Here is a 25,922-nt window from a genome sequence, read left to right as displayed (position 1 = left end):
TTTTCGGCAGAAATTGCAAGCTGAAAACGTATTTCTGTCAGAAGATTGACATAGAAAAAATTCTACAAGCTTGTGGGAATCCTCTTGAAATGTAGAAAAAATTCTATATAATGGGAATTATAAGCGAAGAAAACGATAAAATGTAGAAAAAATTATATAAGAATCTCTGCCGGGCCTGGAAACGGGCAGCAGGGGAAGGAGGAAGTTATGAAGTATGTCTGCAAGCGGTGCGGGCGCACGGAGGAGGTCACATCGAGGAAGGCAAAATGTGACTGCGGCGGGCTCTGGACGCTTTCCTATGAGCCGCCGAAATTTGACCTTTCCAAGGTCGACCGGGATACCTGGAGCATGTTCCGGTACCGGGAATTTATGCCGCTGTTGGATGATAGCTGGCGGGAGATTACCATGGGCGAGGGGATGACGCCGGTGGTGCCTCTGGATGACAATGTGCTTCTTAAAATGGATTATTTCATGCCGACCCTTTCTTTTAAGGACAGGGGGGCGGCAGTGCTGGCGGCCCATATAAAGGCCATCGGCGTGGAGCGGGTCGTCCAGGATTCCAGCGGCAACGCGGGAAACAGCGTGGCCGCCTACTGCGGGCGGGCCGGCATCGCCTGCGATATCTATGTGCCGGAAGGGACGTCGCCGAAGAAGATTACGATGATTAAAGCCCACGGCGCCGCGGCCCATGTGATCCCCGGGAACCGGGAGGCCTGCGCCAATGCCTGCCGGGCGCGGGTGGAAGAGGAAGGCATTTTTTATGCCAGCCATGTGTACAACCCGTTTTTCTATGAGGGGACGAAGACGTATATTTATGAGGTTTATGAGCAGCTTCACCGGATCCCGGCTCATGTGTTTATTCCCCTTGGGAACGGGACGCTATTTATCGGCGCGGTGAAGGCGCTGGAGCATTTAAAGGCCAGCGGCGTGATTGAGTCCATGCCGCATCTTGTGGCCGTCCAGAGCGAGCGGTGCGCGCCCTTTGCCGAAGCCGCAAAGACCGGGGAGAGGGCACCGGCCCATGTGATTTCCGTGCCGACTCTCGCCGAGGGAATTGCTATCGCCGAGCCCATGCGGGGCGAGGAAATCCTGGAGATGATTTACCGCCACGGGGCTGATGTGGTGACGGCGCCGGAGGACGGCATCCTTCCGGCCAGGGAGGCACTTGCAAAGCGGGGCGTCTTCTGCGAGCACACGACGGCGGCCACCTACGCGGCATATCTTGCCTACTGCAAGGAGCGGGGAGCCATCACGGACGCGCTGCTTCCCATGTGCGGGGCAGGGCTTAAATCCGAACACTAGAGAGGGGGACGAAGATGAAAACAGTTGTGACAGAATCGTCGAAGAAGAGGAATGCGCCGTATTCGCCGGGAGTGATCCACAACGGGATTCTCTATGTGTCGGGCCAGCTTGCCCTTGTGCCGGAGACGGGGTGTGTGCCGGAGGGCGGGATCCATGCCCATGCGGCCCAGGCGTTAAGGAACCTGGACGAGGTGCTGTGTGCGGCAGGCGTCCCCAGGGAGTGCGTGCTCCAGTGCCGGATTTACACGCCGGATGTGGCTTACTGGGACGCCATCAATGAGGAGTATGTGAAGTATTTTGGGGAACACCGGCCGGCCCGTGTGGTGGTGCCGTCGGGGCCGCTCCATTACGGGAGCCTTGTGGAAATTGAGGCACTGGCGGCCGTGCCGGGGAGCGGAGACGGAGAGCGTTAGAAGGAGGCATGGATGGAGTGGACGATTGAGCAGTATTTCCCTGTGGCCAAGATGTTAGGGAAGACCTTTGGAAGCGGGTGCGAGGTGGTGATCCATGACCTCTCTTCACCCCAGAGCTCCGTGGTTTATGTGGAAAATGGCCATGTGACAGGGCGCTGCACCGGCCAGAGCTTTGACCACCTGGTGCGCCAGGTGCTTTTGGACGAGCGGTTCGCAGATGATCATCTGGCAAATTATTATTTTTATTCGGAGGACGGGCGGCTTATCAAGTCGTCGACAGTGCTCCTTCGGGATGCGGATAGGAAGGTGGCCGGCGCCATGTGCATCAACATGGACACGACGGTGCTTTCGGAGGCAGCCGCATTGCTTTCCGGGCTGTTTCCGGGGATTGAGGAGGCGAGACAGAAGCTTTCTAAAGAGGAAGAGATCGGGGCATGCCCGGGAGGCCATATCGAGGAGATTGCAGACGAGCTCATCGAGCGGATTTTAGGCGGCCGGGAAGCGGCCGCCATGAACCGGGAGGAAAAGGTGTTGGCAATCCGGTTCATGGAGCAGAAGGGGCTGTTTTTGATTAAGGGCGTCGTCGATAAGGTGGCGGCCCGCATGGGGATTTCCAAGGTGACGGTGTATAGTTATTTGGATGAGATTCGGGATGGGGGAGAAGCTTAAGGATTTAACGGCTTTACAAAGCATACAATCCGCCCGGCCTCTTTAAAACCGGAGCGCTTATGGAAGGCGATGCTGGTCTCATTTTCCAGCTCACAGTCGCTTGCAAATTCCCGGCAGCCCTTTTCCTTTGCCCAGGTCTCGCAGGCCTTAAGGAGCAGGGCGGATAAGCCCTGGCCGCGGAATTCTGGCAGCAGGAAAATCCCTTCGAGATAGCCGACGGGGCTTGAGGCTGTGCCTTCCACGTAGTCGGTGCGGAGTTCGCACTGGGCAAAGCCGGCCGGCTTCCCGTCCAGATTGAGGACGAAGAAGGCGGCTGGTTTCTTTTCTAAAATGGAAGCAAATTCCTCATAAAGCTCTTCCTTCGCATGATGGGGCCAGAGCTTTTCCGCCAGCTCCGCCGCCTGGAAAAGGCGGGGCGAAGCGGCGGTGACCGTTAAAATTTCATGGTTCATGCGTTCATGACTCCCAGGCCTTTTGCCACGATGGTGATGAAGTCCTGGACGTTTGTCACCATCGTGGTGGCGGCCAGGCTTCCGCGGTCTAAGAGCTTGTTTACGACGAACTCGTCGGCATCCACCGTGTAGAGGAACACGGGACGGACGGTGCCGTCCGCAAGGACGCGGTAAGACGGCGTCATGTTGCCGGCGGCGATGGTATGGAGCATGGTGGCGAGACAGATGACGGTGGTGGCTTTTTTAATCATGCCGCGCATGGCCATCTGGCCGTCGTAGACGTCGCCGATTACCTCCGGCAGCGGGCCGTCGTCGCGGATGGAGCCGGTGAGGACGTAGGGTACCTGGTATTTTTCGCAGGCGCAGATGATGCCGTCGTCCAGGTTATAGTCTTTTAAAAAGGCCTTGATGGAGCCGCTTTTCCTGACACGGTTTAAGACGTCTAAGTGGTTGTAATGGCCGTTGGGGCGGGATTCCTGGGTGTAGATGTCCTGGCCGAGGGCCGTGTGGAACATGGCGCCCTCCAGATCGTGGGTGGCGAGGGCGTTTCCGGCCATGAGCCCGTGGGCATATCCGTTTCGGATCATGGCTTCCATGGCGTGTCTGGCGTCGGCGTCAAAGGTGAAAGCAGGCCCCATGACCCAGACGATGTTTCCATGCTCTTTTTCGTACCGCAGAAGCTCGAAAAGCCGGTCATAGTCTCTGGAATAGGAGGTCTCGCGGCTCCTGCCCTGGCGGAAGATGAACTGGTCGCGGTTTGCGCCGCCGGCCGGCTCGAAGCCGGTGCTGTGGAGATAGATCCCCTCCTCGGCGTTTTCTGTCCGGCCGAGGATCACTTTGTCGCCAACCTCCAGATTTCTGTTTTCGACGACGCGAAGCTCTCCGTCGCCGCCGATGACGACGCTGGAGTCCATGCGGCTTTCCTTTGCCAGCTTCCACTGGCCGTCCAGCTTAAAATATTCCGGGTACATGGAGGTACTGTGGTAGTTTTCCGGGGCAACTCCTTTTTTTGTCACGGCCTCCCATCTGGCATCGGGGGCATCTGTGAATTTTTGTTCCGTAAAGTCTGGTTCTCTGTATTCTGGCATCTGAAACATTGATTTACCTCTTTTCTTGTGATAATTTAGGAAATAAGATCCGGCGCGGCATAGACGCGCTCGCCGCTGATCCAGGTTTCTTTTACGGTGATCTGACTGAGTTCATGGGGCGGGATATGGAAAATATCGCTGCTTAACACGGCAAAATCTGCCCGGTATCCCGGCGCCAGCATGCCGGTGTCAGGAAAGCCGGCGGCCATGGCGGCGTCGCGTGTATAAAGGGTTACGGCCGTTTCCATGTCGATGGCTTCGTCATTGCCGCAGTCTGTGCCGTCGGCGGCCGTGCGGGTCACTGCAAACTGAAGGCCCGGGAACGGGTCTGACGGGACGGCCCAGAAGGTAGACGGTGCGTCGGTGGAAAAGGCGGGGCGCATGCCGTTTTCCAACATGGTCCGGACGGGGTAGCATTTCTTCGTCCAGTCGGTTCCCAGATTTTTTATGTAGCTTGCCGACTCTGCAAAGAGGAAAATGGGCTGCGTGACGAAGGCGATGCCGTGTGAGACGGCGTCCCTTATGGATTCCAGGGACGGATCCGTCACATGCTCAATCCTGACGTGAGGGATGGTGTTTGGAGTCCACGGCGCTTCCGATGAGACGCAGTCCAGAATATGCCGGATTGTCCGTCCGCCCATGGCATGAACGGAGAGCTGGAGACGGTTTTCCCTGCAAAACCTGACAGCGGAATGAAGGAGCTTGTCGTCCGCCACCTGGAGGCCGTATTCGTCTTCGGAGCCCAGATACGGTTTGTCCATCCAGGCGGTGCGGCCGGAGACGCTCCCGTCGCCGATGAGCTTTAAGCCGGCGGCAAAGATCTGGCGGCTCCGGTCGGCTTTTTCCTTCGTGATGGAAAAGTCCGGGTCGTCACAGAAGAGATCCCACATATAGTAGACGCCGGTTTGCTGATGGAAGCCGCGCCTGGCTGCCGCTTCATAGATCGGCATCATGTCGCCGCCGTCCAGGTTCCCCATATCGCAGATGGAGGTGATGCCCTGGGAGCTTAAAAGCGTGCCCAGGTCTAACAGGTTCCGGATCCGGTCTTCCTCGGAAATTTCCGGCAGGAACGGCATGATCAGGTTTCTGGCGTTTTCCTTTAAGATTCCCGTGGGCTCTCCGTTTTCGTCACGCTCGATCATGCCGCCCGGCGGGTCAGGCGTGTTCCGGTCGATGCCGGCGAGGCGGAGCGCCGCACTGTTGACGCAGCGGATGTGGACGCATGTCCTTGTTATCATGACCGGGGCATCGTCGCAGCCGCGATCCAGGTCATAGCGGTTCGGAGAGCGTTTTTCTAAAAAGCCCTGTTCGTCGTAGCCCCACCCGAGGATCCACTGGCCCGGCTTTTGACGGCTCCTGCGCTCGCGGATGGCGGCGGCGAGATCGTCCATGGAGGTGATGGCCGGCGGCATGACGGCGATCTGGTTTGTGAGGTCTGCCAGCATGACGGGGTGCATGTGGGCGTCCACAAAGCCGGGGATGACCTGGCGGCCGCCAAGGTCGGTGACGGCGAAGCAGCCTGCCTCATCGCCTGTGGGATGGGCGGCCAGTAAAGATGCGTATTCTGACGGCATGGCGTCTTTGTCCCCGACCCACAAAATGCGCCCGTTCCGGACGGCCATGGAATCGGCGTGCGGATGGGAAGCGTCGGAGGTGAAAATGGCGCCGTTTATGAAAAGGTGCAGGTTTGATGGTTTCATATTGCGTTCTCCTCGTCTGAATTTTTGGATTGTTTTCTCTATCCTATATCATACATGATTAAGACGGGAACTGCCAGAGGTATTTTTGAAAAGAGGTTGAGACATGGTGGAATATAGAAACGTAAAAAAAGAGGATGCCGGGGAGCTCTGGGAGTTCCTAAAGAAGCTGGATACGGAGACAGATTTTATGATGTATGAGCCGGGAGAGCGGGAACAGTGCACGTCCGCAGCAGAGCTTTCGCGGGACATAGAAGAAAATGTCCAAAACGGGGGAGACTTTTTCCAAATTGCCGTCTGCGATGGGAATATGGTTGGCTTTCTCCGGGCAGAGCGCGGGCGGTTTCGCAGGATTTCCCATACGGCATACGTTGTGACGGGGATTTTAAAAAGCCATAGAGGGCAGGGGATTGGCACGGCATTTTTTGAGCAGCTGGACACCTGGGCGGCAGAAAACGGAATCCGCCGGCTGGAGCTGACGGTGGAATGCACGAATCAGGCGGCCAGGCATCTCTATGAAAAGAGCGGGTTCGTGACGGAGGGCGTCCGGCGGGAGGCAATGTGTGTAGACGGGGAATTTGTGGATGAATGGTATATGGCGAAGATTTTTGTTCCATAGGAAAGGCCTCGTTAAAGGAACGCATAAAAGCAGAAATTTCCTTTGAAACAAAAAGCCCTCCGGGCAGGAGCGCACTGCGGCGGAGAGGGAGAATCCTGCAATCGGCATTCCTTTTGGATAATCAAAAACTTTGAAAAAGCAGGGCAGATGTACCGTTTTTCACGCATCTGCCCTGCTTTCTTAAAACTTACATAAATACATCCGGCGAAACCTGAAGCCGTTCGATATCCAGACGGTCTAAGGTTTTTGTCTCTGCGGTATCCATATTGCGGTAGATTGCCACAATGCCGTAGTCGAAATCAAGCTGCCAGATCGCGCCGTCCCGCGTGGAGATCTGACTCGGGAAGGCGAACTTTGGTTTTGCTGCGCTGGCTTCCTGCTCTGCTTTGGCGGCCGCCTGTGCGTGGGCTTCCTGCTGTTTTTTCTCCCACTGGCTGTCGAACTGCTGTTTAAAGTCAGCAAACCGTTTCTCGGTGACGGAGGCGCCCGACTGCTTTAACAGTTCCCGCATGGGCGCGCCGGTGGCGGCGGCGATGGAAACGGCTCTGTCCAGCGCGGCCTTCCATTTTTTCTCATCTTCCGGGTAGCCGATGGAAAGCTGTGTGAGAAGATAGAGGGCGGAAATGCAGCCGTCCTCTGCGGCCGCTTCCAAGAGCGCGCGGCCATGCTTTTCATCCTGAGAGATGCCGTAGCCGAAATACATGGCGCGTCCCAGAAGGTAAGCGGCGTAGTGGTTTTCCTTCGCCTGTTCCATGGAAAGCTTTACGACCTCCTCAGGGCTTTCTGCCAGACGCGTTTTGTCCAGCTTGTCTGCATGGAGCTTGTATTCCAGATACATGGCGAGGCCCAGATCGGAATTGCAGGCCCAGTCCGCAAGCATGTTGCCGGCGGAGACTTCATAGAGGGCCGGGTTTCTCGGATATCCGTCTATGATGGCGCGCATGCATTCCATAATGAGATCTTCCATGGACAGGTACACGGCCATCTGGTAGGCCTGGGAGAACAGCTTCTTCGCCTGCTCGGCGTCCCGCCCGGCGGAGAAAAGGATCGCCTGCTGGAGCCAGCATTTTGTGATGGTGGCCGTACCTTCGTTTCCCATGACGCTTAACTGGTCGGAGAATTTCTGGCTGAGGACGTAAGGCAGCTCATAATATTCCATGGCCTTTTTCTCATCGACCGGGAAGCCGTAGGCGTTTTTATAGTAGCCGTTTCCTTCCAGGGCACGTTTTCTGTCCTTCAGACGGCGGACGGTATAATGCTCGGCCATCACCAAGTCGTTGTTTTTTATCTCAGGATAGGCATAGCTTTCGCCCAGGTCATAGATGCATTTCAGGCGCGTTCTGATATCGACCTCGTGGAGCGCCGGGCCCTGTTTCAGCCTCTTAATGAAGTCTTCCACATAATATTCGGCCGCCAGTATGGAGAGAACCGGGTCATACTCGTATTGTTCTTCGCTGCTGTCGGTATAGTTATAGAGTGCAATGTGGTCATAATAAGCGGTGGAATAGGGATATTCTTTTCCATTGGGCCCGGTCACGGTCTCTTCGGAGCGGCTCAGGCCGGCAGGAAGCGCTTCGCTGACCGACGGCTCGCCGCCAGCCTTCCGTGCCGCGCAGGCTTCCTTATATTTTCTTTCTTTTTCTTCCAGATATGCCTTTGTTTCCCGGCTGTCTTTTATTTTGTAAATGATGAATGCAATAATAGCCAGGACGATGAGAATTTTAATCATAGGGCGATCCCCTTTCTTGTGTTTGATGCTTTAATAATCCAGATCGGCCACCATCAGAACCGGCTCAGAACCGTCATAGAAGTACCAGTCGAAGCGGTCTCCGTCCGTATTGTCCGCCGGTTTCTTCCGGTACATCAGGTCTCCGTGGAAGGAGACGAATTTGCCTATGCCGGCCGTGCTCTGTGCGTACTCGCTGACGATGACGTAGTCCTTTCCGTTCATGAACGTGTCTTTGTAGACGTCCGTGTCAATGGTCTTTGTTTCGCCGGTTTCGGGATGGTAAACCATCAGCGTTCCCGCGTAATAATAGGAGTCGGCGACTCTCTGGGCACCGGTTACGTAAAAGGCCGCGCCGCTTTCGGCAGACAGATAGACATGGGAGTCTGCATAAATGTTTTCGTCCAGCATGATTTCTGCGGCGTTTTCCTCATGGAGCGGATAGACGGACAGGCTCCGCACCTTGTTGTCGTCTTCGTGGACATACATGCCGTACAGGTACTGTCCGTCCTGGGTGACAGCAAAGGCGTCCATGCCGGATAGAAGAAGGGTGCTCTCGGATACCTCCGCGCCGTTTAAACTGGCGGAATAGATATTTTTCCCGGTATCGCTGTAATAGAGCGTCCCGTCGATGATGTCAAAATCCCGCACGCTCTTTTGTATGGTCGTTATGGTTCCGTCCGGGGAAACCGCGCAGAGCTCGTTGCCGCACCGCACATAAAGATAGTGGATTTCGTTTGCGTTCACCTGGTGAAGCAGTCCGGCGTCGGTCTCGTAAACGTAGGCTTCGTTTTTCAGGCCATCGGGAAGTTCCACCCGGTGCCACTGGCCGGAGGTGTCCCGGATATACAGGTGGCTTACATACTCGGAGGTGACAAGGGCCAGCTTGCTGTCTTTGCTGTAATTGACAAAAACGAGGCCGCGGACGGTGATGTCGCCGAGAAGCTGTGCCGTCCCGTCTGCGCCGAGGGTATAGAGCTTTTCGGTCAGGGACTTATCGGTGGTTTCTGTCCAGATGACCGTGCTTCCGTCGTCTGGCAGGGCTTTGATTTTCATATTATCGACTCCCAGGCCGGGATAACGGATCAGCTCATCGGAATCGGCCGGGAGCAGGCACAGATCGCCGTCGCTTACGGCGACGGCAGCCATCCCGCCGCCGGACATTCCATAGACGGAGCAGGCGCCCAGATCCACAAGGTTTTCGTCTTCAAAGGTGTAGCGCATCAGATGCGGCTCTTTATCGACAGTGGCCTGAAAGCACATTCCTTCGTTGGAGGGGTACACGCGGCTGGAAGAACAGTTGTCGCTTATGACCTTTTTCTTCTTCAGCCGGATATCCGTCTCGTAGAGCTCATCGCTGCTTAACAGCACGATGACGTGCTTCCTGTCTGGCGTGGCGACGGCAAAGGTGATTGGTTCGGATTCCTCAATCTGGAGGCATTCGCCGTTATCAAGCGGAAGATAGGCGGTTTTCCCATCCTCCGAGAAGCGGGCTTCCATATAGGTGTTAAAAGGCGTATCCAGATCGGGGTAGGAAACGTCCTCTTCGGGCTCGCTCGCGGTGGTTTCTACGGCTGCCTTTTCGGTTTTCTGGCTGTCCGCCGCCTTTGTTTCAGCCGTTTCGGCACTCCCGCCGCAGGCGGCAAGAAAGAAGGCCAGCGTCATGGGAAGAATCAGTTTTATCCTTTTTTTCATGCGTTTTTTGGCTCCTTTCCCTTTTTTATTTTCTTCGTGGCAAACGCCATGGCGACGCAGACAACGAGCGCAATAATATAAAGGAAAAATCCGATGCCAAGATCCAGGCCGTAGTCAGAAGCGACCATGAGAAGCACGAGCCATACGAGAAGCAGCGGGAGATTCCCGATTAAGCTCAGCTTCGGATGGTTTAAGAGAAAGCACACGGCAATCCACAAAATGCCCCCGATGAGCATCTGGGGGAAGCCGACGAAGTAGCTTGGTTTTTCTGCGAACGCCTCCGCTAACGTCTGGCTGTGGCTTTTTTCCGTAAGCCAGGGAAGGTACTGGCTTATGAAAGCAAGAACGAGAGCGGCGAGGGCAATTTTAACGGTTATGCGTGCGAACGAAAGTTTTACTTTATCCAACATTTGTTTTTTCTCCTTTTTCAGTCAAAGTATGGAAGGCCGTCTGTGGCGGCTCTCCGGGAGCTTAAAGCTCTGCGTCAAATGTTCTCCCGGACGGGGAGAATCCCCCCGTCCAGGCGGAGATTTTGGTTTTACCAGTGGTCTGTAAGCTGGCTGTCATGGGTGAGAATGGATTTTACCGGCAGTTCCGGATTCTTATCGCGCTCAAACAGGCGATTTCCCTGGCTGTCTACAATATAGTCATATTCGGTATCTGCTTTTCTGTCTTCCACCACAGCCACGGCATAGCCATCGCTGTAATAGGCAGTGTCCAGCTTGTCAAATCCTTTTTCCTCAAGGAAATACTGAATCTCCAGGTTATCGTTCATGACGACCCAGGCTTTGCCGTCCTCGGTTCCGGACAGGCAGGTACTCCCGGTTTCGTCAAGGAAAAGCTCGCCTTCCTTTGCGGAACCAGCCGCTACCTCGAGGCAAACGGCGGCCAGCCCGTTTTTCATCGCCCGCCCTCTTATACAGGTCATCACATGCTCGCCCTGTTTATTCCAGTATTCCATCCGCTCCGGATAACCGTAATTGTGATTTCTGCCGAAGGCAAAGGCAATCCAGTCGGAATCGCGGAAGGTAGCCTCCACGTCGGGGACGGAATTTTTGCCGGTAGGCGTAAAAAATTCCTCTTCCGCAAGGATGACGTTTCCGGTTTCATCAATAATTCCAATGCCATTGACATTTGCAAGGCAGTCCTCTGAAAAATACGGAGTTTTTCTTACGCCCTCCAGATGATACAGCACGTTCCCCTGCATATCGATGATACAGCGTTCCAGCGTTTCCGTATCGTAGACTACCAGGTGATCTTCCGGCCCGAAAATCTCGCTGTCCACCTTAAAACGGCTCTGGTATTCCATGGTGTAATTCAGACTGCTGTCTACAATGCCAAAATCGGATCCAAAGCTGTTTCCTGTTTTGCTTATCACCAGGGCGTGGCCGGAATCCGTAAAATCACCCAGTGTGGTTTCCTCGGACTCCCACGGCGTTACGGTAAGCTGGTCGTTTTCCCATGAAATCACAGCCCGATAAATGCCGTCTTCCCCTTTAATATCGACTTTTCTGACGCCGGTACTTGAAAAGTCTTCCGGGAGAGATTCCTGGCAGATTTCAATGTCTGAAACAAACTCTCCGTCGCGGTTGATCAGCTTATAGACCCTTTTTCTTACGGCAACCATTGCCAGCCCATTGTGGAAAAAGGGATAGGTATCTTCGTACTGAGGCTCGATGACCCAGTCGCCGTTCATGTTAATGTATCCGTGCTTTCCATTGTCGCTCTTGGCGGGAACCATGCCGAAGCGAAACAAAGCGTCCGGGTCGTATTCATCCGTATAGAGTTTGCCGTCCGCAAATACCGTTTCCTCTGGCTCCGCGGCAGCATCGGCGGTCTTGTCATTGCCGCTTTCTGCTTCCGAATTGTTTGTCTTTGCCGGCTGGGAATCACTTTCGCTTTTGCCGCAGGCCGTAAGCCCCAGGAGCATTGCAAGCACGAGTGCCGTGGCCCCCATTCTTACGGCTGCATGTCTGGCGTGAACAGTCTTTTTCATGTTAAAATGTTCCCTCCCTTATTCCCAGTCAAAGCATGGAAGACCGTTGTCTCCGGCTTTCCAGGAGCTTAAAGTTGTGTCACATTTTTCGTAGTCCGTGATCTTCTTGGCACTTTCCCGCAAGCCGTTGATCTCGATGGTACTATCACCGTTTAAATATGCGGCCGTATCGTTAAGAGCAGCCAGGATGGTGCCGTCGGTAAACTGCGAATCCGGCACGCCGTTCGGATCCTGGATGCCGAGGGGATCCTCCCAGCCGTCGGGCACGACGATGCAGTTTTCTCTGGCATAGTTATTGTAAAGGCCAGTGGAGCCGCCGGACGTCCAGCCAAAGGCATCGGTCAGGGTTCCGTCTGTCGCCGTACAGGTGATGGTTCCGTAATTATAGAGGTTGATCGTCACCGCGCTGGAGGAGGTGCCGATGCCGAAGCCATGTCCGTCGCAGGTGATGTCGCCGGTGTTGTAGCAGTTGACTAACCCGTTTACGGCCAGGGCCGTGATTCCGTAGACATATCCGCCTTCGGCTGCTTCCAGATTGCCGTGGTTTGCACAGTTGATGATGAAGTTTCCGGAGGCGCCGGCGATGCCGCCAGTGAAGTGGCCGGTTCCAGAGACGCTTCCGTTATTGACGCATTTTGTGATGGCCGTATTTTCTCCGGCATAGCCTGCAATGCCGCCGGTGTAGTTTTCATTCCGGCCCTGGCTTCCGAGCTCCGCCACGCCGTTGATTCCCTGAATACTGCCTTCATTGACGCAGTTTTCGATGAGAATAAAGCCGTTCTCGCAGTGTCCGGCGATGCCTGCCGCCATGTTTCCGTTTCCGATGATGGCTCCGCGGTTTGTACAGCCGGTGATCGTACCGCCTTCTCTCGGCCAGGCGGCAATCCCGGCGGCGGCGCCGTCCAGGCGGAGTTTATCGCTGTTGAAATATCCGCCGGTCACTTCGGCTTCATTGACGCAGTCCGATACTGCGCTTTCTCTGTACATGTCAAGGACAATGCCGCCAGCATACTTATAAGCCTTGACGCTGCCGCTCACAGAGCAGTTTTCAACCCGTCCGTGAAGGCCTGTGGCAATTCCGGCCGCACTGCCTTCTTCTGACTCCATCACGACGTTTTCCAGACGGAGATTTTTTACGGTACCCCCTAACTCGGAAAAAAGCGTGGCGGTTTTCTCCTGTACGCAGTATAAGTTTTCAATCACATGGCCGTTTCCGTCAAATTCGCCGGCAAAACTTTTAATCGGATCAAAACTTCCTGTGGAAGCGCCGCAGATACTGCTTAAGTCGATATCGTTTTCCAGTACGGCCTTCAGTTCCGTTTCCCCGGCGTTTACCCGCTCGGCGAATTCTGCCATGTCTTTGGGCGTCTCGATCTGCACCACGCCGTCTTTTTTCTTAACGGCCGCCTTGGTTTCCGCCTTTTTTTCGGACGATGCGCCGCTTGTCTGGCTTGTTTCTGAGGCAGGCGTACTGTCCCCGCCGCAGCCGGCCAGCGAAATCAGCATGCCGCACAATAATAGTGTACATAACCCTTTTTTCATGTTGGATCCTCCTGCTTTTTTACTGCTTCATGATTGAAGATGTTCGTGAATGCGCCGTTTGGGCGGCCTTTGCCGAAACGGCGGACTTCGGTTCGCGTCTGTCCTGCTCAGGCGCAGTTTTGCGTGGGGGGGGGCAGACGGCGGTACCTGGGACTCCCGGGAGAACCGAGAGGTTTTTCCCATGGCCCGGCAAGTTTTCCGGTGCTTTCAGTGGGCGCCCCCTCACTCTGTAAAACTGTGTTTGCCTTTTCATAGAAATCCCCCTTTCCAAGACCTTGATAGACGTATTTGCTTGTACTAAATACGGCCATACAAACTTATATGGTTGGATTTTAACACATAATTTTGGACTGTTCAAGAAAATATAGCGTATATTTTTGGACTACATGGCAATACAGTTCCTTTAATCTTAGATTGGAGGTAATAGCTATGTTTGATCCAAATTTTATAAAAGAACGTATAACTCAGTTACGGTTGGAAAAAGGGGTGTCGGAGTATCAGATGAGCTATGATTTGGGGCACAGCAGGAGCTATATTTACAACATTTCTTCCGGGCGGTCGCTGCCGCCGATGGTGGAATTTTTGCAGATCTGCGATTACTTCAATCTAACGCCTGCACAGTTTTTTGATACGTCGTCCAACAACTCGGCGTTACTGGAGACGACGATCAATGAGCTGTCGAAGCTGGATGATGATGATCTGCTGTTGATTTTGAATATTATCAGGCGGTTGGAGAGGGAGGGGAAGTGAGAGAGGAGAATCACACACAGAAGAACCTGAACGGCACATCTAATCCGGCACAATCCGGCAATCCGGCACGATCCGGCATTCCTGTATTGCCGGATCAAGAGCAGATGATTGTAAATTATATTCAGAAAAATAGTCAATGTACGACTTCCGTAATTGCGGATTTGCTGAATGTAAAAGAAAGGCGTGCAAGAGGACTGCTGGGAAATCTTGTAAAGAAAAATATTCTGTCGAAGAAAGGAAATGCAAGAAATACGGTGTATCTGGCTGGTTTGCAGTTCCCCAAAGGGGAGTAGACGCATGGCTGAGGTCTGTATTAGAGAAATAGGTCTTCCTCTCAACTCAAGAAAAAATTTTAAAACAATTTAGCACTCGCCTCTTGACACTGCTAACAACATGTGTTATAGTTCATCTATAACAAGATGACCCCTGCATAAAGGAGGCAGTGATTTATGAACATCAGCAAATTTACACAGAAGTCCGTGGAAGCGGTACAGGGCTGTGAGAAGCTGGCTTACGAGTACGGTAACCAGCAGATAGACCAGGAACACCTGCTAGTGAGCCTTTTGAGGCTGGAGGACAGCCTGATTATGAAGCTCGTGACGAAAATGGGGATTGCAGGCGGACAGTTTTTAAATGAGGCGGAGCAGGCGGTGGAGAAGCTGCCGAAGGTCTCCGGCGGCGGACAGGTATATTTGAGCAATGACTTAAATAAGGTGCTGATTAGCGCCGAGGATGAGGCGAAGGCCATGGGAGACGAGTATGTCTCGGTTGAGCATCTCTTCCTCTGCCTGTTAAAGCAGCCGAACCGGGCCGTAAAGGAACTGTTCCGCGCCTACGGCATCGACCGGGACAAATTCCTTCAGGCGTTGTCCACGGTTCGCGGAAACCAGCGGGTTGTCAGCGACAATCCGGAGGCCACCTACGATACCTTAAATAAGTACGGCGCAGACCTGGTGGAGCGGGCCAGGGACCAGAAGCTTGACCCGGTCATCGGCCGTGACGCCGAGATCCGGAACGTGATCCGGATTCTTTCCAGGAAGACGAAAAACAACCCGGTTCTAATCGGCGAACCAGGCGTCGGCAAGACGGCCGTCGTCGAGGGGCTGGCACAGAGAATTGTCCGCGGCGATGTGCCGGAGGGCTTAAAGGATAAGAAGCTGTTTTCCCTGGACATGGGCGCACTGGTGGCAGGCGCCAAGTACCGCGGCGAGTTTGAGGAACGGTTAAAGGCCGTCCTCGACGAGGTGAAAAAGAGCGACGGGCAGATTATCCTGTTCATCGACGAGCTCCATACCATTGTCGGCGCAGGAAAGACCGAGGGCTCCATGGATGCCGGCAACATGTTAAAGCCCATGCTGGCCCGAGGCGAGCTTCACTGCATCGGCGCGACGACGTTGGACGAATACAGGAAATATATTGAGAAAGATCCGGCTCTTGAGCGTCGGTTCCAGCCGGTGACGGTGGATGAGCCGACGGTGGAGGACACGATTTCCATCCTGCGCGGCCTCAAGGATCGCTACGAGGTCTACCACGGCGTGAAGATCACCGACTCGGCCCTGGTGGCTGCGGCCGTCCTTTCCAACCGCTACATCAGCGACCGGTTCCTGCCGGATAAGGCCATCGACCTGGTGGACGAGGCCTGCGCCATGATTAAGACGGAGTTGGACTCCATGCCGACGGAATTGGATGAATTGTCGAGAAAAATCATGCAGCTTGAGATCGAGGAGGCTGCTTTAAAGAAGGAGACCGACCATTTGAGCCAGGAAAGGCTTTCCGATCTCCAGAAGGAGCTTGCGGAGCTCCATGACCAGTTTGCGGCTCAGAAGGCCCAGTGGGAGAATGAGAAGGCGTCTGTCGATAAGCTTTCCAGGCTCCGGGAGGAGATCGAAGCCCTGCACCGCCAGATCCAGGATGCACAGCAGAAGTACGACCTCAACAAGGCCGCAGAGCTCCAGTACGGAAAGCTCCCGCAGGTGGAAAAAGAGCTGCGGGAAGAGGAAGAAAAGGTCAAAAACCAGGATCTAAGCCTTGTCCATGAGAGCGTCACCGACGATGAGATCGCAAGGATCATTTCCCGCTGGACGGGAATTCCGGTGGCAAAGCTTACGGAGAGCGAGCGGAACAAGACGCTCCACCTCGATGAACAGCTTCATAAGCGGGTCATCGGCCAGGACGAGGGCGTCGAGAAGGTGACGGAAGCCATCATCCGCTCCAAGGCCGGCATCAAGGATCCCACGAAGCCCATCGGCTCCTTCCTGTTTTTAGGCCCCACCGGCGTCGGAAAAACGGAGCTTGCCAAGGCCCTTGCCGAGAACCTGTTTGACGATGAAAACAACATGGTGCGGATCGATATGAGCGAGTACATGGAGAAACACTCCGTATCCCGTCTCATCGGAGCGCCGCCAGGATACGTGGGCTATGATGAGGGCGGCCAGCTCACCGAGGCCGTGCGGAGAAAGCCCTACTGCGTCGTTCTGTTTGACGAGGTGGAAAAGGCCCATCCCGACGTGTTCAACGTGCTCCTTCAGGTGTTGGACGACGGGCGGATCACGGACTCCATGGGAAAGACCGTGGACTTTAAGAACACGATCATTATCCTGACGTCCAACATCGGCTCCCAGTATCTCTTAGACGGCATCGGCGAGGCCGGAAACATCCGTCCGGAGGTGGAAAAGGCTGTTCTTAATGATCTGCGGGCGCATTTCCGTCCGGAATTTCTGAACCGTCTCGACGAGACGATTCTGTTCAAGCCGCTGACAAAGGAGAACATCGGCGGAATCGTTGACCTTCTGATTGCCGATGTGAATAAGCGGCTGGCGGATAAGGAACTGACGATTGCGCTCTCCGACGGTGCGAAACAGTTTATTGTGGAGAATGGCTACGACCCGGTTTACGGTGCAAGGCCGTTAAAGCGGTATCTCCAGAAACATGTGGAGACGCTGGCGGCGAGACTGATCCTTTCCGACGGCGTCCACACTGGAGACACCATCTGGATTGATGCAGAGGGCGGAAAGCTCTCGGCATCGGCCAAAAGAGGAGAAGGGCGCGCATAAGGCGCCTTTCCGGCCGCGCGGGGCCGCCAGAAGCAGGGCGGAAAAGAGCAGAAATAGACACATATAAAAGAAAGGCGTAAAAAAGATAAGGACTGTGAAAGGCAGCAAAGCTCCCGGGTTTGGGAGACTGGCTGCCTGACACAGTCCTTTTTTGCGATGTTTATATGGATGCCTCATTTCGGCGCGCACGTTTTCGCGGCCCGGGAAAATCCGGCGCCCATCATATGACCGGGCGGCGGAGCGCGTTGTCCTGGAAACGGAAATAGTCGGGGCGGTGCCTGGAGACCGTGTATTCAAACATGACGCCGTCGCTGTTATAGGTGTGGCTGCTGATGACGGCCAGGCAGTTGTAGTCGTTGGCGTCCAGCTCCAGGTACTTTTCGTCGATTTCCGTGATTTTTTCCACGGTCATGACGCGCCGGCTGTTGACGATTGTCATGTGCAGGGTGTTTTCCAGATAATCGTAGATGGACTGGGCGGCAATCTCTGCCGTGAGGCCGCAGGCGGCGCTCTTTAAAAAATAGTTGTGGTTTAAGATGAGCGGTTTTCCGTCTAAAGAGTGGACGCGCTGGATGTAATAAAGTTCGGCGCCCTCGGGAAAGCCGGTTTTTTTGGAAATCCGCTCGTCGGCCGTCAGTTCCATGAAGCAGATGACCTTCGTTGCGCCCTCTTTTTTGTTGCGGATCGAGGACTCCCGGAAGGTTTCGATGCCGCCGATGGTATAAGAAGCCTGTTCTACGGGAAGATAGATATTGCGGACACCTTTTCCCTGCATGGTCTGGACATAGCCGTCCGCCACCAGCCGCCCGACGGCGCGGCGCAGGGTATTTCTGGAACAGGAATATACAGGAATCAGAGCGTTCTCAGATGGCAATAATTCACCATGAGGGTATTCGCCGCTTTCGATTTTCTGCTTTAAGTCTTTGTAAATCATCTCGTATTTGCTCTTTGGCATGCTCTCACTCCAGTCTGGATCCGCGGTCATGGAAATTGTCCCGGCGGGTTCCGGTGAATCTAAAAGGGATATGTCTCCGCACGTGCAGGCATGGCTCGTCCACGGCTGCCGTCCGGAATTTTCATATGTAGTATTATAAGAGAAAACAATGGAAAGTCAAGAAGAAAATGTTGACATGTTTAAACAAGTGTGCTATGGTAAGGATAAAGTTGTTCAAACAAGTTGATGAATATCAATGGGGTTAAGGAGGAGCAAGAACATGGCGAAGTATCAGGACGAGGTGCGGGCGCTCTTGGAGGCCATCGGGGGCAAGAGCAATATTTCCGCGGTTTCCCACTGTATGACGCGGATGCGGTTCGTGCTGGCCGACGAGAAGAAGGCCGATGTGAAGCAGATCGAGGAGATCGGCTGTGTAAAGGGGACGTTTACCCAGGCGGGGCAGTTCCAGGTAATTATCGGAAACGATGTTTCCACCTTTTTCAACGAGTTCACGGCTTATGCCGGCGTGGAAGGCGTAAGCAAGGAGGCGGCCAAGCAGGCGGCCAAGGACAATCAGACATGGATCCAGAAGCTCATGAGCAATCTGGGCGAGATTTTTGCGCCGATTATCCCGGCCCTGATCTGCGGCGGTCTCGTACTCGGCTTCCGGAACGTGATCGACAGCATTGCCTTTTTTGAGAACGGAACAAAGACGCTCGTGGAAATTTCCCAGTTCTGGTACGGCGTGGACAGCTTCCTCTGGCTGATCGGCGAGGCCGTGTTCTGGCTTTTGCCGGTGGGAATTGTCTGGTCGATTACGAAGAAAATGGGAACGACCCAGATCCTGGGCATCGTCCTGGGACTGACGCTCGTATCGTCTCAGCTCTTAAACGGTTTCAGCGTGGCCACGACGCCGGCAGATCAGATCCCGGTCTGGGATTTCGGCTTCGCCACCGTCCGGATGATCGGCTATCAGGGACAGGTGATCGCAGCCATGATGGCAGGCTTCGTCCTGGTCTATCTGGAGCGGTTCTTCCGGAAACACTGTCCGGCAGTCATCAGCATGATCGTGGTGCCGTTCTGCTCTCTGGTACCGGCAGTCTTTATCGCCCATATGGTCGTCGGCCCCATCGGCTGGGCCATCGGAAACGCCATCGGCGACGTGGTTTATGCAGGCCTTACTTCCAACTTCCGTTTCGTGTTCGCCGGCATTTTCGGGCTCTTTTATGCGCCGGTGGTTATGACCGGCCTGCATCATATGACGAATGCCATTGATTCCCAGCTTGTGACAAGCACAGGCGGTACGATGTTATGGCCGATGATCGCCTTAAGCAACATCGCCCAGGGCTCCAGCGTCCTTGCCATGAGCGTGCTCCAGAAGAAAAACGAGCGCGCCGAGCAGGTGAACGTGCCGGCGTTGATTTCCTGTTACCTTGGCGTCACGGAGCCGGCGCTTTTCGGCGTCAACTTAAAATACGGCTTCCCGCTCATCTGCGGCATGATCGGATCGGCATGTGCGGCCCTGATTTCCGTGGGCTTCGGCGTACAGGCCACCAGCATCGGCGTCGGCGGCCTGCCGGGAATCCTGTCCATTTTCCCGCAGTATTATCTGGTGTTCCTGGCAGCCATGGCGGTTGCCGTTGTGGTGCCGTTTGCGCTGACGTTTGCAGTCGGAAGCAGAAAGCTGTCGGCGGAGGAACGAGGGCTTCTTAAGGCAGAGCCGGTGGAAGCGCCGAAGGCGGAAGCTGTGAAAGAAGAAACGGCAGAAGAAACGGCGGAAACAGAGACGAAGGCCGATGGAAACGGCCATGCCTTAAAGGCATACTTAAGCGGCCGCGCCATTCCCCTTGAGGAAGTGCCGGACGAGGTGTTCTCCCAGCATGTGATGGGCGACGGTCTGGCTATCGAGCCGGAGAATGAAACCGTCGTGGCCCCGGCCGACGGGACGGTCAGCGCCGTCATGGAGGACTCCCGCCATGCATGCGGGCTCACGCTGGCAAACGGCGTGGAGGTGCTGATCCATGTGGGCATCGACACGGTAAATATGAACGGCGACGGCTTTGAGCTTTTCGTAAAAGAAGGCGATACGGTTCGCTGCGGCCAGCCGTTGATCCGTTTTAACAAGGCGAAAATCCTGGCGGCAGGCCATCCGGCGACGACGGTGTTCGTGGTGACGGATGAGGGCGATGCCTCCGGGTTCCGGTTCATGACCGGCATGGAGACGAAGGCAGGCAGCACGGATATTGTATCGTATGAGTAGGAGGGACGTGTGAGCGTGGCAGATTTTAAAAAGAGTGTGGTGTACCAGATCTACCCGAAGTCGTTCAGCGACAGCAACGGGGACGGCTGGGGAGATTTGAAAGGCGTTACATCGAAGTTGGACTACATTAAAGAGCTGGGCGCCGATTATATCTGGCTGACGCCGTTTTTCGTGTCGCCCCAGAACGACAACGGCTACGACGTGGAGGACTATTATAACATCGATCCGCGGTACGGTACCATGGAAGATTTTGAAGAGCTGGCGGCGGAGGCGGAAAAACGCGGGATCCGCCTGATGCTCGACATGGTGTTCAACCATACGTCGAGCCGCCATGAGTGGTTTCAAAAGGCGCTGGCCGGCGATGAAAAGTATAAAAATTTCTATATTTTCCGTAAAGGAAAGGCGCCGGGCGTGCCGCCTACCAACTGGGAGAGCAAGTTCGGCGGCAATGTGTGGGAGTACGTCGAGCAGTTTGACGAATACTATCTCCATCTGTTCGACGTGTCCCAGCCGGATCTCAACTGGGACAACGAGGAAGTCAGGAAGGAAATGCAGAAGATTGTCCGCTTCTGGATGGAAAAGGGCGTCAAGGGCTTCCGGTTCGACGTGGTGAATTTAATCAGCAAGAGTGTATTCGAGGATGATTATGAGGGCGACGGCCGCCGGTTCTACACCGACGGGCCAAACATCCACAAATACCTTCAGGAGCTGAACGCGGCCACCTTCGGCACCGACGCCGAAATCATCACAGTCGGCGAGATGTCCAGCACGTCCATGGAAAACTGCTATCAGTATGCTGGCGGGGACGGAAAGGAGCTGTCCATGGTCTTTTCCTTCCATCATTTGAAGGTGGATTTCATGGGCAATGAAAAGTGGGTGCTGGTTCCGGCGGATTTCCAGAAATTAAAGGATCTTCTCTTTGGCTGGCAGAAGGGGATGCAGGAGCATGACGCATGGAACGCCGTGTTCTGGTGCAACCACGACCAGCCGCGGGTGGTGTCCCGGTTCGGAAGCGAGGGGAAATACTGGAAGGAGTCGGCGAAAATGCTGGCGACGATGATCCATCTCCTTCGCGGCACGCCGTACATCTACCAGGGCGAGGAGCTGGGCATGACGAATGCCGGATTTACGGACATTTCCCAGTACCGGGATGTGGAAAGCCTGAACCATTTCCGGATCCTTCAGGAGAAAGGGCTCACGGAACAGGACGCCTACCGGATTCTCCAGATCCACTCCAGAGACAACAGCCGCACGCCGGTTCAGTGGAATGCCGGAAGAAACGGCGGGTTCACCGACGGCACGCCGTGGATTTCGGTCAATGAAAACTGCGGTAAAATCAATGCAGAAACAGAACTTTTGGATGGAGATTCCATCTTCCATTATTATAAAAAGCTGGTACAATTAAGGAAGGAGCTCGATGTGATCGCATATGGGAAGATTGAGGCCCTGGCGGAGCGCCATCCTGCGGTGTTTGCATACAGGCGGGTGTATGGCGGGGAAGAGCTTCTGGTTGTCAACAATTTCTATGGCCGCGATGCGGCGTGGGAGTCGGGGCTGGATCTTTCAGGATTTGAGAAAATTCTTGGAAATTATGACGGGATTACAGAAGAAGACGGGAAGTTCTCCCTGCGTCCCTATGAGACGGCCGTATTCTATCACCACAGGAAAAATTAACGTGTAAAAACGGCAGCCGGCGGGCCGTACAGGGAATCTGCCGTCCGCAGGGCCGCCGTAAAAATAAGAAAAAAGGAGAAGAAAGCGATGAAAACATTTCAGTATGTCATTAAAGATGAGGTAGGAATCCATGCAAGACCGGCAGGCCTTCTTGTAAAGGAAGCAAAGAAGTTCCAGTCGAAGATTACCCTGGAGGGGAACGGAAAGAAATCCGATGCCGGGAAGTTAATGGCAATCATGAGCATGGGCATCAAAAAAGGCATGGAAGTCACCATTGCCGCAGAGGGCGAGGACGAGGAGCAGGCCATCGAGGCCATGAAGGCATTTTTGGAGGCGAATCTGTAATCTGCGCGCCGGCGGAAAGGGATGGAATTATGGTAACATATGTGGGGAAATCAATCCTTAAGGGGATTGCCGTCGGACGGCTTCTGTTCTACGCAAAAGAGGAGCAGATGGTGCAGAGACGGAGCGTAGACGACGTGGAGGCAGAGCTCCTGCGCTATGAAAAAGCCAGGGCAGAGGCGATGGCAGAACTTTCGGCTCTCTATGAGAAGGCGCTCAAAGAGGTCGGGGAGGTCAACGCTGCGATTTTCGAGGTGCAGTCCATGATGCTGGAGGACGACGATTTCAACGATGCCGCCCGGAACCTGATGGAATCCCAGAAGGTCAACGCCGAGTACGCGGCAGCCGTCACGGGGGATAATTTTGCAAAAATGTTTTCCGAGATGGAGGACGAGTATTTTAAGGCCAGGTCGGCCGATGTGAAGGACGTTTCGGAGCGGGTTGTAAAGCTGCTCCATGGGAAAGGGACGGTCTGGGAAATCGGCGACGAGCCGGTGATCCTGGCGGCAAAAGACCTGGCGCCCAGCGAGACCGTACAGATGGACAAGACGAAGCTTTTAGGCTTTGTCACGGAGCTTGGCTCCTCCAATTCCCATACGGCGATCCTGGCCCGCACCATGAACATACCGGCTCTGATCGGAGTCCCGGTCAGGGAAGACATGAACGGGAAAATGGCCATCATCGACGGCGAGCAGGGGATTTTCTATGTGGATCCGGACGAGGAAACGCTCTCGGCCTATCAGGAAAAGCTTAAGGAGCAGGAGCGGAAGAGAAAGCTTCTGGCAGAGCTTAAGGGTAAGGAAAATGTGACCCTTGACGGGAAGAAGATTGAACTTTACGCCAACATCGGCAGCATCGGCGACACGGCGAAGGCCCTCGCCAACGATGCAGGGGGAATCGGGCTGTTCCGAAGTGAGTTTTTATATCTGGAAAAAAGCGACTATCCCACGGAGGAAGAGCAGTTCCAGGCATATAAGGCTGTGGCGGAGACCATGGCCGGCAAGAAGGTTGTTATCCGGACGCTGGACATCGGCGCCGACAAGCAGGTGGAGTATTTCGGCCTCGATCATGAGGAAAATCCGGCCATGGGCCTTCGGGCCATCCGGATCTGTCTGACGCGGCCGGAGATTTTTAAGACGCAGCTTCGTGCGCTTTTGCGTGCCAGCGCCTACGGGAATCTGGCGATCATGTACCCGATGATTATTTCCGTGGACGAGGTGCGGCGAATCAAGGCCATCGTGGAGGAGACAAAGCAGGAAATGAAGGAAGCCGGGATTCCATACGGTGAGTTTGAGCAGGGGATCATGATCGAGACGCCGGCGGCCGTGATGATGAGCGATTTGCTGGCAAAGGAAGTGGATTTCTTCAGCATCGGGACGAATGACCTGACCCAGTACACGCTGGCCATCGACAGGCAGAACTCCAAACTGGATGAATTTTACGATCCCCATCATCCGGCCGTGCTGCGGATGATCCGGATGGTTGTGGAAAACGGTCATAAAGAGGGCTGCTGGGTCGGAATCTGCGGCGAGCTCGGCGCAGATGAGACGCTGACGGAGACCTTCCTGAAAATGGGGCTTGACGAGCTTTCCGTCTCGCCGTCCAGCATCCTGCCGATCCGGAAAATCGTCCGGGAGACGACGGTCGGAGAGGACATTTTATAAAGAAACGGATGAGGTGACAGGCGCTCTCCTGTACCGGGAGAGCGCCGTGTTTTCGGCGGTATTTTGACATAGAAAGAAAGAACGGGAAAAAGGCAAAAAAATCCTTGACAGGATTCAGGTCTTGTTATATAATAATCCCTGTCGTTCAGAGATATTCCTCGATAGCTCAGTCGGTAGAGCACGCGGCTGTTAACCGCGCTGTCGTAGGTTCGAGTCCTACTCGGGGAGTTTTTATTTTACTTAAAATGTATGTTTTGGCCGTCTGGATGCAGAACTGCGGACAGGCAGAGGTCAGGAAGCACAGGGTAAAATAAATGCGGGGCCCCATGGTCAAGCGGTTAAGACATCGCCCTTTCACGGCGGTAACAGGGGTCCGAATCCCCTTGGGGTCACTCATCGGAGTTATCTGCTTCGCTGAAAGAAAGTTTTTGATTTTGGACCTTTAGCTCAGTTGGTTAGAGCAACCGGCTCATAACCGGTCGGTCCTGGGTTCGAGTCCCCGAAGGTCCACTAGCCCTGAACAAAGGTACAAAATAAATTGAATACGGCCCGGTGGCTCAGCTGGTTAGAGCGCCGCCCTGTCACGGCGGAGGTCGTGGGTTCGAATCCCATCCGGGTCGGTTCCATTCTGTTTTGCGGGATGGCAGATGATTTAAAATTACATAATATGGGGTGTTAGCTCAGCTGGGAGAGCATCTGCCTTACAAGCAGAGGGTCATAGGTTCGAGCCCTATACGCCCCATTTGATAACAGAAATGTTATCAGGTTTGCCGGTGTGGCGGAATAGGCAGACGCAAGGGACTTAAAATCCCTCGGGGGCAACCCCGTACCGGTTCAAGTCCGGTCACCGGCATGAAAAGGAGCTTGTGTTTACAGGCTCCTTTTGCATTATATGGCATGGTTTTTGGACGGTGTTTCCGTTTGACAAAAGAGAGAAATTAACATATAATATACTTAACAAGACAGCCAGTAAGGGAGGTCAAGGCTCCCCGCCCTGGTGAATAAGTTTTAAGCTAAGAAATAGCTGCCTACTTTTTTCCAGAGAGCAGGGCGGCTATTTCTTATGTGTCAGGTTCAGAATTGCAACGATCAGCATGGCAACGCCTAAGATGATTTGAAATTCTTCGTATGTACTCATAAGCATCCCCTCCTGTGCAAGACTCAGGACAGGGAACCGCAGCCGCCCTACCGGCTGCCCAGGTAAGTATATGATATTGTCATGGCGGAGGCCTCTGCGTTCGGCAGAGGCCGATTTCTATTCTACAAAAGATCAGAAATACAGATTTTTAAGTCTGAGTAATAGATAGCCGCGGGTACTGGATCATCAAAAGAATAGCTGGCAGAATTTCCATGTTCAAAATCATAAACCATCACATTTTTTGTAGTTGGATTTATGATCCAGTATTCGCGGACGCCATACTTCTGATAGAGCCATAATTTTTTTAAATAGTCATGGCTTTGCGTACTGGGAGAAGTGACCTCGATGATCCAGTCCGGGGCTCCGGAGCAGCCGCGGCCGGTCAGTTTATTCTTGTCACAGATGACGGAGATGTCCGGCTCCACCCAGTTCGTGTCCCTGGAATCCAGATTGACGGCAAAAGGCGCAGGGTAGACTTTGCAGTTCCCGCCTCTGGATTTGAGGTAATGATAAATGACAGCATTCATCGCACTGATGATTTCCTGATGGATTCGGCTCGGCGGAGCCATATCATAGAGCTGGCCGTCAATGAGTTCAGCCCGGCGGCTTTCCGGAAGGCCCCAGTAATCCTCGGATGTATATAGGCGTTCTTTTGGTAATGGCATACGCGATACCTCCTTGTTTCTTGAATGCTTCGGCAAGCTATCCCCATTGTATCATGTCCGCTGCGCGGCCATGAGCCTCCGGCGGATTTTAGCGCCCGGGTTTTTGCGGTGAACGCAAAAACCGGCATGCGCAGATACAATAACCGCTTTGCGGTTATTGTATCATACTCCGCATATGCGTGTCAAAACATGCCCCGCACAAAAAGGGCTGCGGAAACGCCCACCTTAGCATCTTCCGCAGCC

At 54.3% G+C, this 25,922-nt stretch carries 21 protein-coding genes and 6 tRNA genes; 17 read left to right on the top strand and 10 right to left on the bottom strand.

What is annotated here, in order from left to right; translation table 11 throughout:
* Positions 1 to 207: 207 nt before the first annotated feature.
* Genes KE531_04375 through KE531_04365 form a run of 3 tightly spaced genes read left to right on the top strand, consistent with a single transcriptional unit; the run spans position 208 to position 2,384 of the window.
* Positions 208 to 1,302, top strand: coding sequence for a threonine synthase (locus tag KE531_04375; GenBank protein ID MBR9952861.1), 1,095 nt, complete (start codon positions 208 to 210; stop codon positions 1,300 to 1,302).
* A gap of 14 nt (positions 1,303 to 1,316) precedes the next feature.
* A complete protein-coding gene (locus KE531_04370) occupies positions 1,317 to 1,715 on the top strand; it encodes a RidA family protein (protein MBR9952860.1) in 399 nt (132 codons plus the stop codon).
* Between the two features lie 12 nt (positions 1,716 to 1,727).
* A complete protein-coding gene (locus tag KE531_04365; GenBank protein ID MBR9952859.1) occupies positions 1,728 to 2,384 on the top strand; it encodes a transcriptional regulator in 657 nt (218 codons plus the stop codon).
* On the opposite strand, the gene KE531_04360 is transcribed toward KE531_04365, so the two are convergent.
* The 3 genes from KE531_04360 to KE531_04350 are packed head-to-tail and all read right to left on the bottom strand — an operon-like array spanning position 2,381 to position 5,624.
* Positions 2,381 to 2,836: a GNAT family N-acetyltransferase gene (locus KE531_04360; protein ID MBR9952858.1), complete on the bottom strand. Its 456-nt coding sequence runs from the start codon at positions 2,834 to 2,836 to the stop codon at positions 2,381 to 2,383. The genes KE531_04365 and KE531_04360 overlap by 4 nt on opposite strands.
* Entirely contained in the window at positions 2,833 to 3,933 is a 1,101-nt protein-coding gene (locus tag KE531_04355) for a hypothetical protein (protein ID MBR9952857.1), read from the bottom strand. The genes KE531_04360 and KE531_04355 overlap by 4 nt, the downstream gene beginning before the upstream one ends.
* A 26-nt stretch (positions 3,934 to 3,959) precedes the next feature.
* Positions 3,960 to 5,624 carry an amidohydrolase gene (locus tag KE531_04350; GenBank protein ID MBR9952856.1) on the bottom strand — a complete coding sequence of 555 codons (1,665 nt, stop codon included), beginning with the start codon at positions 5,622 to 5,624 and terminating at the stop codon, positions 3,960 to 3,962.
* Between the two features lie 103 nt (positions 5,625 to 5,727).
* Here KE531_04350 and KE531_04345 point away from each other — a divergent pair, with 103 nt between their 5' ends.
* Positions 5,728 to 6,240 carry a GNAT family N-acetyltransferase gene (locus tag KE531_04345; GenBank protein ID MBR9952855.1) on the top strand — a complete coding sequence of 171 codons (513 nt, stop codon included), beginning with the start codon at positions 5,728 to 5,730 and terminating at the stop codon, positions 6,238 to 6,240.
* Between the two features lie 187 nt (positions 6,241 to 6,427).
* On the opposite strand, the gene KE531_04340 is transcribed toward KE531_04345, so the two are convergent.
* The 5 genes from KE531_04340 to KE531_04320 all read right to left on the bottom strand — a co-directional run bounded on the left by KE531_04340 (position 6,428) and on the right by KE531_04320 (position 13,199).
* Positions 6,428 to 7,969: a hypothetical protein gene (locus KE531_04340; protein MBR9952854.1), complete on the bottom strand. Its 1,542-nt coding sequence runs from the start codon at positions 7,967 to 7,969 to the stop codon at positions 6,428 to 6,430.
* A gap of 30 nt (positions 7,970 to 7,999) precedes the next feature.
* Positions 8,000 to 9,661, bottom strand: coding sequence for a hypothetical protein (locus tag KE531_04335; protein ID MBR9952853.1), 1,662 nt, complete (start codon positions 9,659 to 9,661; stop codon positions 8,000 to 8,002).
* Positions 9,658 to 10,071 carry a hypothetical protein gene (locus KE531_04330; GenBank protein ID MBR9952852.1) on the bottom strand — a complete coding sequence of 138 codons (414 nt, stop codon included), beginning with the start codon at positions 10,069 to 10,071 and terminating at the stop codon, positions 9,658 to 9,660. Before KE531_04330 ends, KE531_04335 begins: the two co-directional genes overlap by 4 nt.
* Positions 10,072 to 10,199: 128 nt before the next feature.
* Positions 10,200 to 11,657 (bottom strand): WG repeat-containing protein, encoded by a 1,458-nt coding sequence (locus KE531_04325; GenBank protein MBR9952851.1) that lies wholly within the window; start codon positions 11,655 to 11,657, stop codon positions 10,200 to 10,202.
* 18 nt (positions 11,658 to 11,675) lie between these two features.
* Positions 11,676 to 13,199, bottom strand: a complete 1,524-nt coding sequence (locus KE531_04320) for a hypothetical protein (GenBank protein MBR9952850.1) — start codon at positions 13,197 to 13,199, stop codon at positions 11,676 to 11,678.
* Positions 13,200 to 13,628: 429 nt separating this feature from the next.
* Here KE531_04320 and KE531_04315 point away from each other — a divergent pair, with 429 nt between their 5' ends.
* The 3 genes from KE531_04315 to clpB all read left to right on the top strand — a co-directional run bounded on the left by KE531_04315 (position 13,629) and on the right by clpB (position 17,002).
* Positions 13,629 to 13,949 carry a helix-turn-helix transcriptional regulator gene (locus KE531_04315; protein ID MBR9952849.1) on the top strand — a complete coding sequence of 107 codons (321 nt, stop codon included), beginning with the start codon at positions 13,629 to 13,631 and terminating at the stop codon, positions 13,947 to 13,949.
* Complete coding sequence (locus KE531_04310; protein MBR9952848.1) at positions 13,946 to 14,242, top strand: hypothetical protein; 297 nt, start codon at positions 13,946 to 13,948, stop codon at positions 14,240 to 14,242. The genes KE531_04315 and KE531_04310 overlap by 4 nt, the downstream gene beginning before the upstream one ends.
* 156 nt (positions 14,243 to 14,398) lie before the next feature.
* Positions 14,399 to 17,002, top strand: a complete 2,604-nt coding sequence (clpB, locus tag KE531_04305) for an ATP-dependent chaperone ClpB (protein MBR9952847.1) — start codon at positions 14,399 to 14,401, stop codon at positions 17,000 to 17,002.
* 220 nt (positions 17,003 to 17,222) lie between these two features.
* Here clpB and treR read toward each other — a convergent pair whose 3' ends face one another.
* On the bottom strand, positions 17,223 to 17,957 hold the full coding sequence (gene treR, locus KE531_04300; protein ID MBR9952846.1) for a trehalose operon repressor: 735 nt from the start codon (positions 17,955 to 17,957) through the stop codon (positions 17,223 to 17,225).
* A gap of 259 nt (positions 17,958 to 18,216) precedes the next feature.
* Between treR and treP the strand changes: the two genes are divergently transcribed.
* From treP to KE531_04250, 10 genes are all read left to right on the top strand, one after another.
* Positions 18,217 to 20,196 carry a PTS system trehalose-specific EIIBC component gene (treP, locus tag KE531_04295; GenBank protein ID MBR9952845.1) on the top strand — a complete coding sequence of 660 codons (1,980 nt, stop codon included), beginning with the start codon at positions 18,217 to 18,219 and terminating at the stop codon, positions 20,194 to 20,196.
* A 15-nt stretch (positions 20,197 to 20,211) separates the two neighbouring features.
* Positions 20,212 to 21,870, top strand: coding sequence for an alpha,alpha-phosphotrehalase (gene treC / locus KE531_04290; protein ID MBR9952844.1), 1,659 nt, complete (start codon positions 20,212 to 20,214; stop codon positions 21,868 to 21,870).
* Positions 21,871 to 21,957: 87 nt separating this feature from the next.
* A complete protein-coding gene (locus KE531_04285; GenBank protein MBR9952843.1) occupies positions 21,958 to 22,215 on the top strand; it encodes an HPr family phosphocarrier protein in 258 nt (85 codons plus the stop codon).
* A gap of 29 nt (positions 22,216 to 22,244) precedes the next feature.
* Entirely contained in the window at positions 22,245 to 23,876 is a 1,632-nt protein-coding gene (ptsP, locus tag KE531_04280) for a phosphoenolpyruvate--protein phosphotransferase (protein ID MBR9952842.1), read from the top strand.
* Between the two features lie 155 nt (positions 23,877 to 24,031).
* Positions 24,032 to 24,104 (top strand) — tRNA-Asn (locus KE531_04275).
* Positions 24,105 to 24,196: 92 nt separating this feature from the next.
* Positions 24,197 to 24,268 (top strand) — tRNA-Glu (locus tag KE531_04270).
* 44 nt (positions 24,269 to 24,312) lie between these two features.
* Positions 24,313 to 24,386 (top strand) — tRNA-Ile (locus KE531_04265).
* A gap of 36 nt (positions 24,387 to 24,422) precedes the next feature.
* Positions 24,423 to 24,496: transfer RNA gene (locus KE531_04260), tRNA-Asp, on the top strand.
* A 49-nt stretch (positions 24,497 to 24,545) separates the two neighbouring features.
* Positions 24,546 to 24,618: transfer RNA gene (locus KE531_04255), tRNA-Val, on the top strand.
* Positions 24,619 to 24,645: 27 nt separating this feature from the next.
* A tRNA-Leu gene (locus KE531_04250) sits at positions 24,646 to 24,729 on the top strand.
* Positions 24,730 to 25,136: 407 nt separating this feature from the next.
* Here KE531_04250 and KE531_04245 read toward each other — a convergent pair.
* Entirely contained in the window at positions 25,137 to 25,679 is a 543-nt protein-coding gene (locus KE531_04245; protein ID MBR9952841.1) for a Uma2 family endonuclease, read from the bottom strand.
* Positions 25,680 to 25,922: the final 243 nt, after the last annotated feature.

The organism is Eubacteriaceae bacterium Marseille-Q4139, assembly GCA_018223415.1.
In the GTDB taxonomy this organism is placed as follows: Bacteria; Bacillota; Clostridia; order Lachnospirales; family Lachnospiraceae; genus CABSIM01.
This window is presented reverse-complemented; position numbering and strand designations above follow the sequence as displayed.

Bases quoted from the DNA above. Each gene is read 5' to 3' on its own strand.
- treP (MBR9952845.1), top strand. From the start codon at position 18,217: ATGGCGAAGTATCAGGACGAGGTGCGGGCGCTCTTGGAGGCCATCGGG.
- KE531_04355 (MBR9952857.1), bottom strand. From the start codon at position 3,933: ATGTTTCAGATGCCAGAATACAGAGAACCAGACTTTACGGAACAAAAA.
- KE531_04345 (MBR9952855.1), top strand. From the start codon at position 5,728: ATGGTGGAATATAGAAACGTAAAAAAAGAGGATGCCGGGGAGCTCTGG.
- KE531_04375 (MBR9952861.1), top strand. From the start codon at position 208: ATGAAGTATGTCTGCAAGCGGTGCGGGCGCACGGAGGAGGTCACATCG.
- clpB (MBR9952847.1), top strand. From the start codon at position 14,399: ATGAACATCAGCAAATTTACACAGAAGTCCGTGGAAGCGGTACAGGGC.
- treR (MBR9952846.1), bottom strand. From the start codon at position 17,957: ATGCCAAAGAGCAAATACGAGATGATTTACAAAGACTTAAAGCAGAAA.
- KE531_04315 (MBR9952849.1), top strand. From the start codon at position 13,629: ATGTTTGATCCAAATTTTATAAAAGAACGTATAACTCAGTTACGGTTG.
- KE531_04320 (MBR9952850.1), bottom strand. From the start codon at position 13,199: ATGAAAAAAGGGTTATGTACACTATTATTGTGCGGCATGCTGATTTCG.
- KE531_04325 (MBR9952851.1), bottom strand. From the start codon at position 11,657: ATGAAAAAGACTGTTCACGCCAGACATGCAGCCGTAAGAATGGGGGCC.
- KE531_04335 (MBR9952853.1), bottom strand. From the start codon at position 9,661: ATGAAAAAAAGGATAAAACTGATTCTTCCCATGACGCTGGCCTTCTTT.
- KE531_04370 (MBR9952860.1), top strand. From the start codon at position 1,317: ATGAAAACAGTTGTGACAGAATCGTCGAAGAAGAGGAATGCGCCGTAT.
- KE531_04365 (MBR9952859.1), top strand. From the start codon at position 1,728: ATGGAGTGGACGATTGAGCAGTATTTCCCTGTGGCCAAGATGTTAGGG.
- KE531_04360 (MBR9952858.1), bottom strand. From the start codon at position 2,836: ATGAACCATGAAATTTTAACGGTCACCGCCGCTTCGCCCCGCCTTTTC.
- KE531_04330 (MBR9952852.1), bottom strand. From the start codon at position 10,071: ATGTTGGATAAAGTAAAACTTTCGTTCGCACGCATAACCGTTAAAATT.
- KE531_04285 (MBR9952843.1), top strand. From the start codon at position 21,958: ATGAAAACATTTCAGTATGTCATTAAAGATGAGGTAGGAATCCATGCA.
- KE531_04245 (MBR9952841.1), bottom strand. From the start codon at position 25,679: ATGCCATTACCAAAAGAACGCCTATATACATCCGAGGATTACTGGGGC.
- KE531_04350 (MBR9952856.1), bottom strand. From the start codon at position 5,624: ATGAAACCATCAAACCTGCACCTTTTCATAAACGGCGCCATTTTCACC.
- ptsP (MBR9952842.1), top strand. From the start codon at position 22,245: ATGGTAACATATGTGGGGAAATCAATCCTTAAGGGGATTGCCGTCGGA.
- KE531_04340 (MBR9952854.1), bottom strand. From the start codon at position 7,969: ATGATTAAAATTCTCATCGTCCTGGCTATTATTGCATTCATCATTTAC.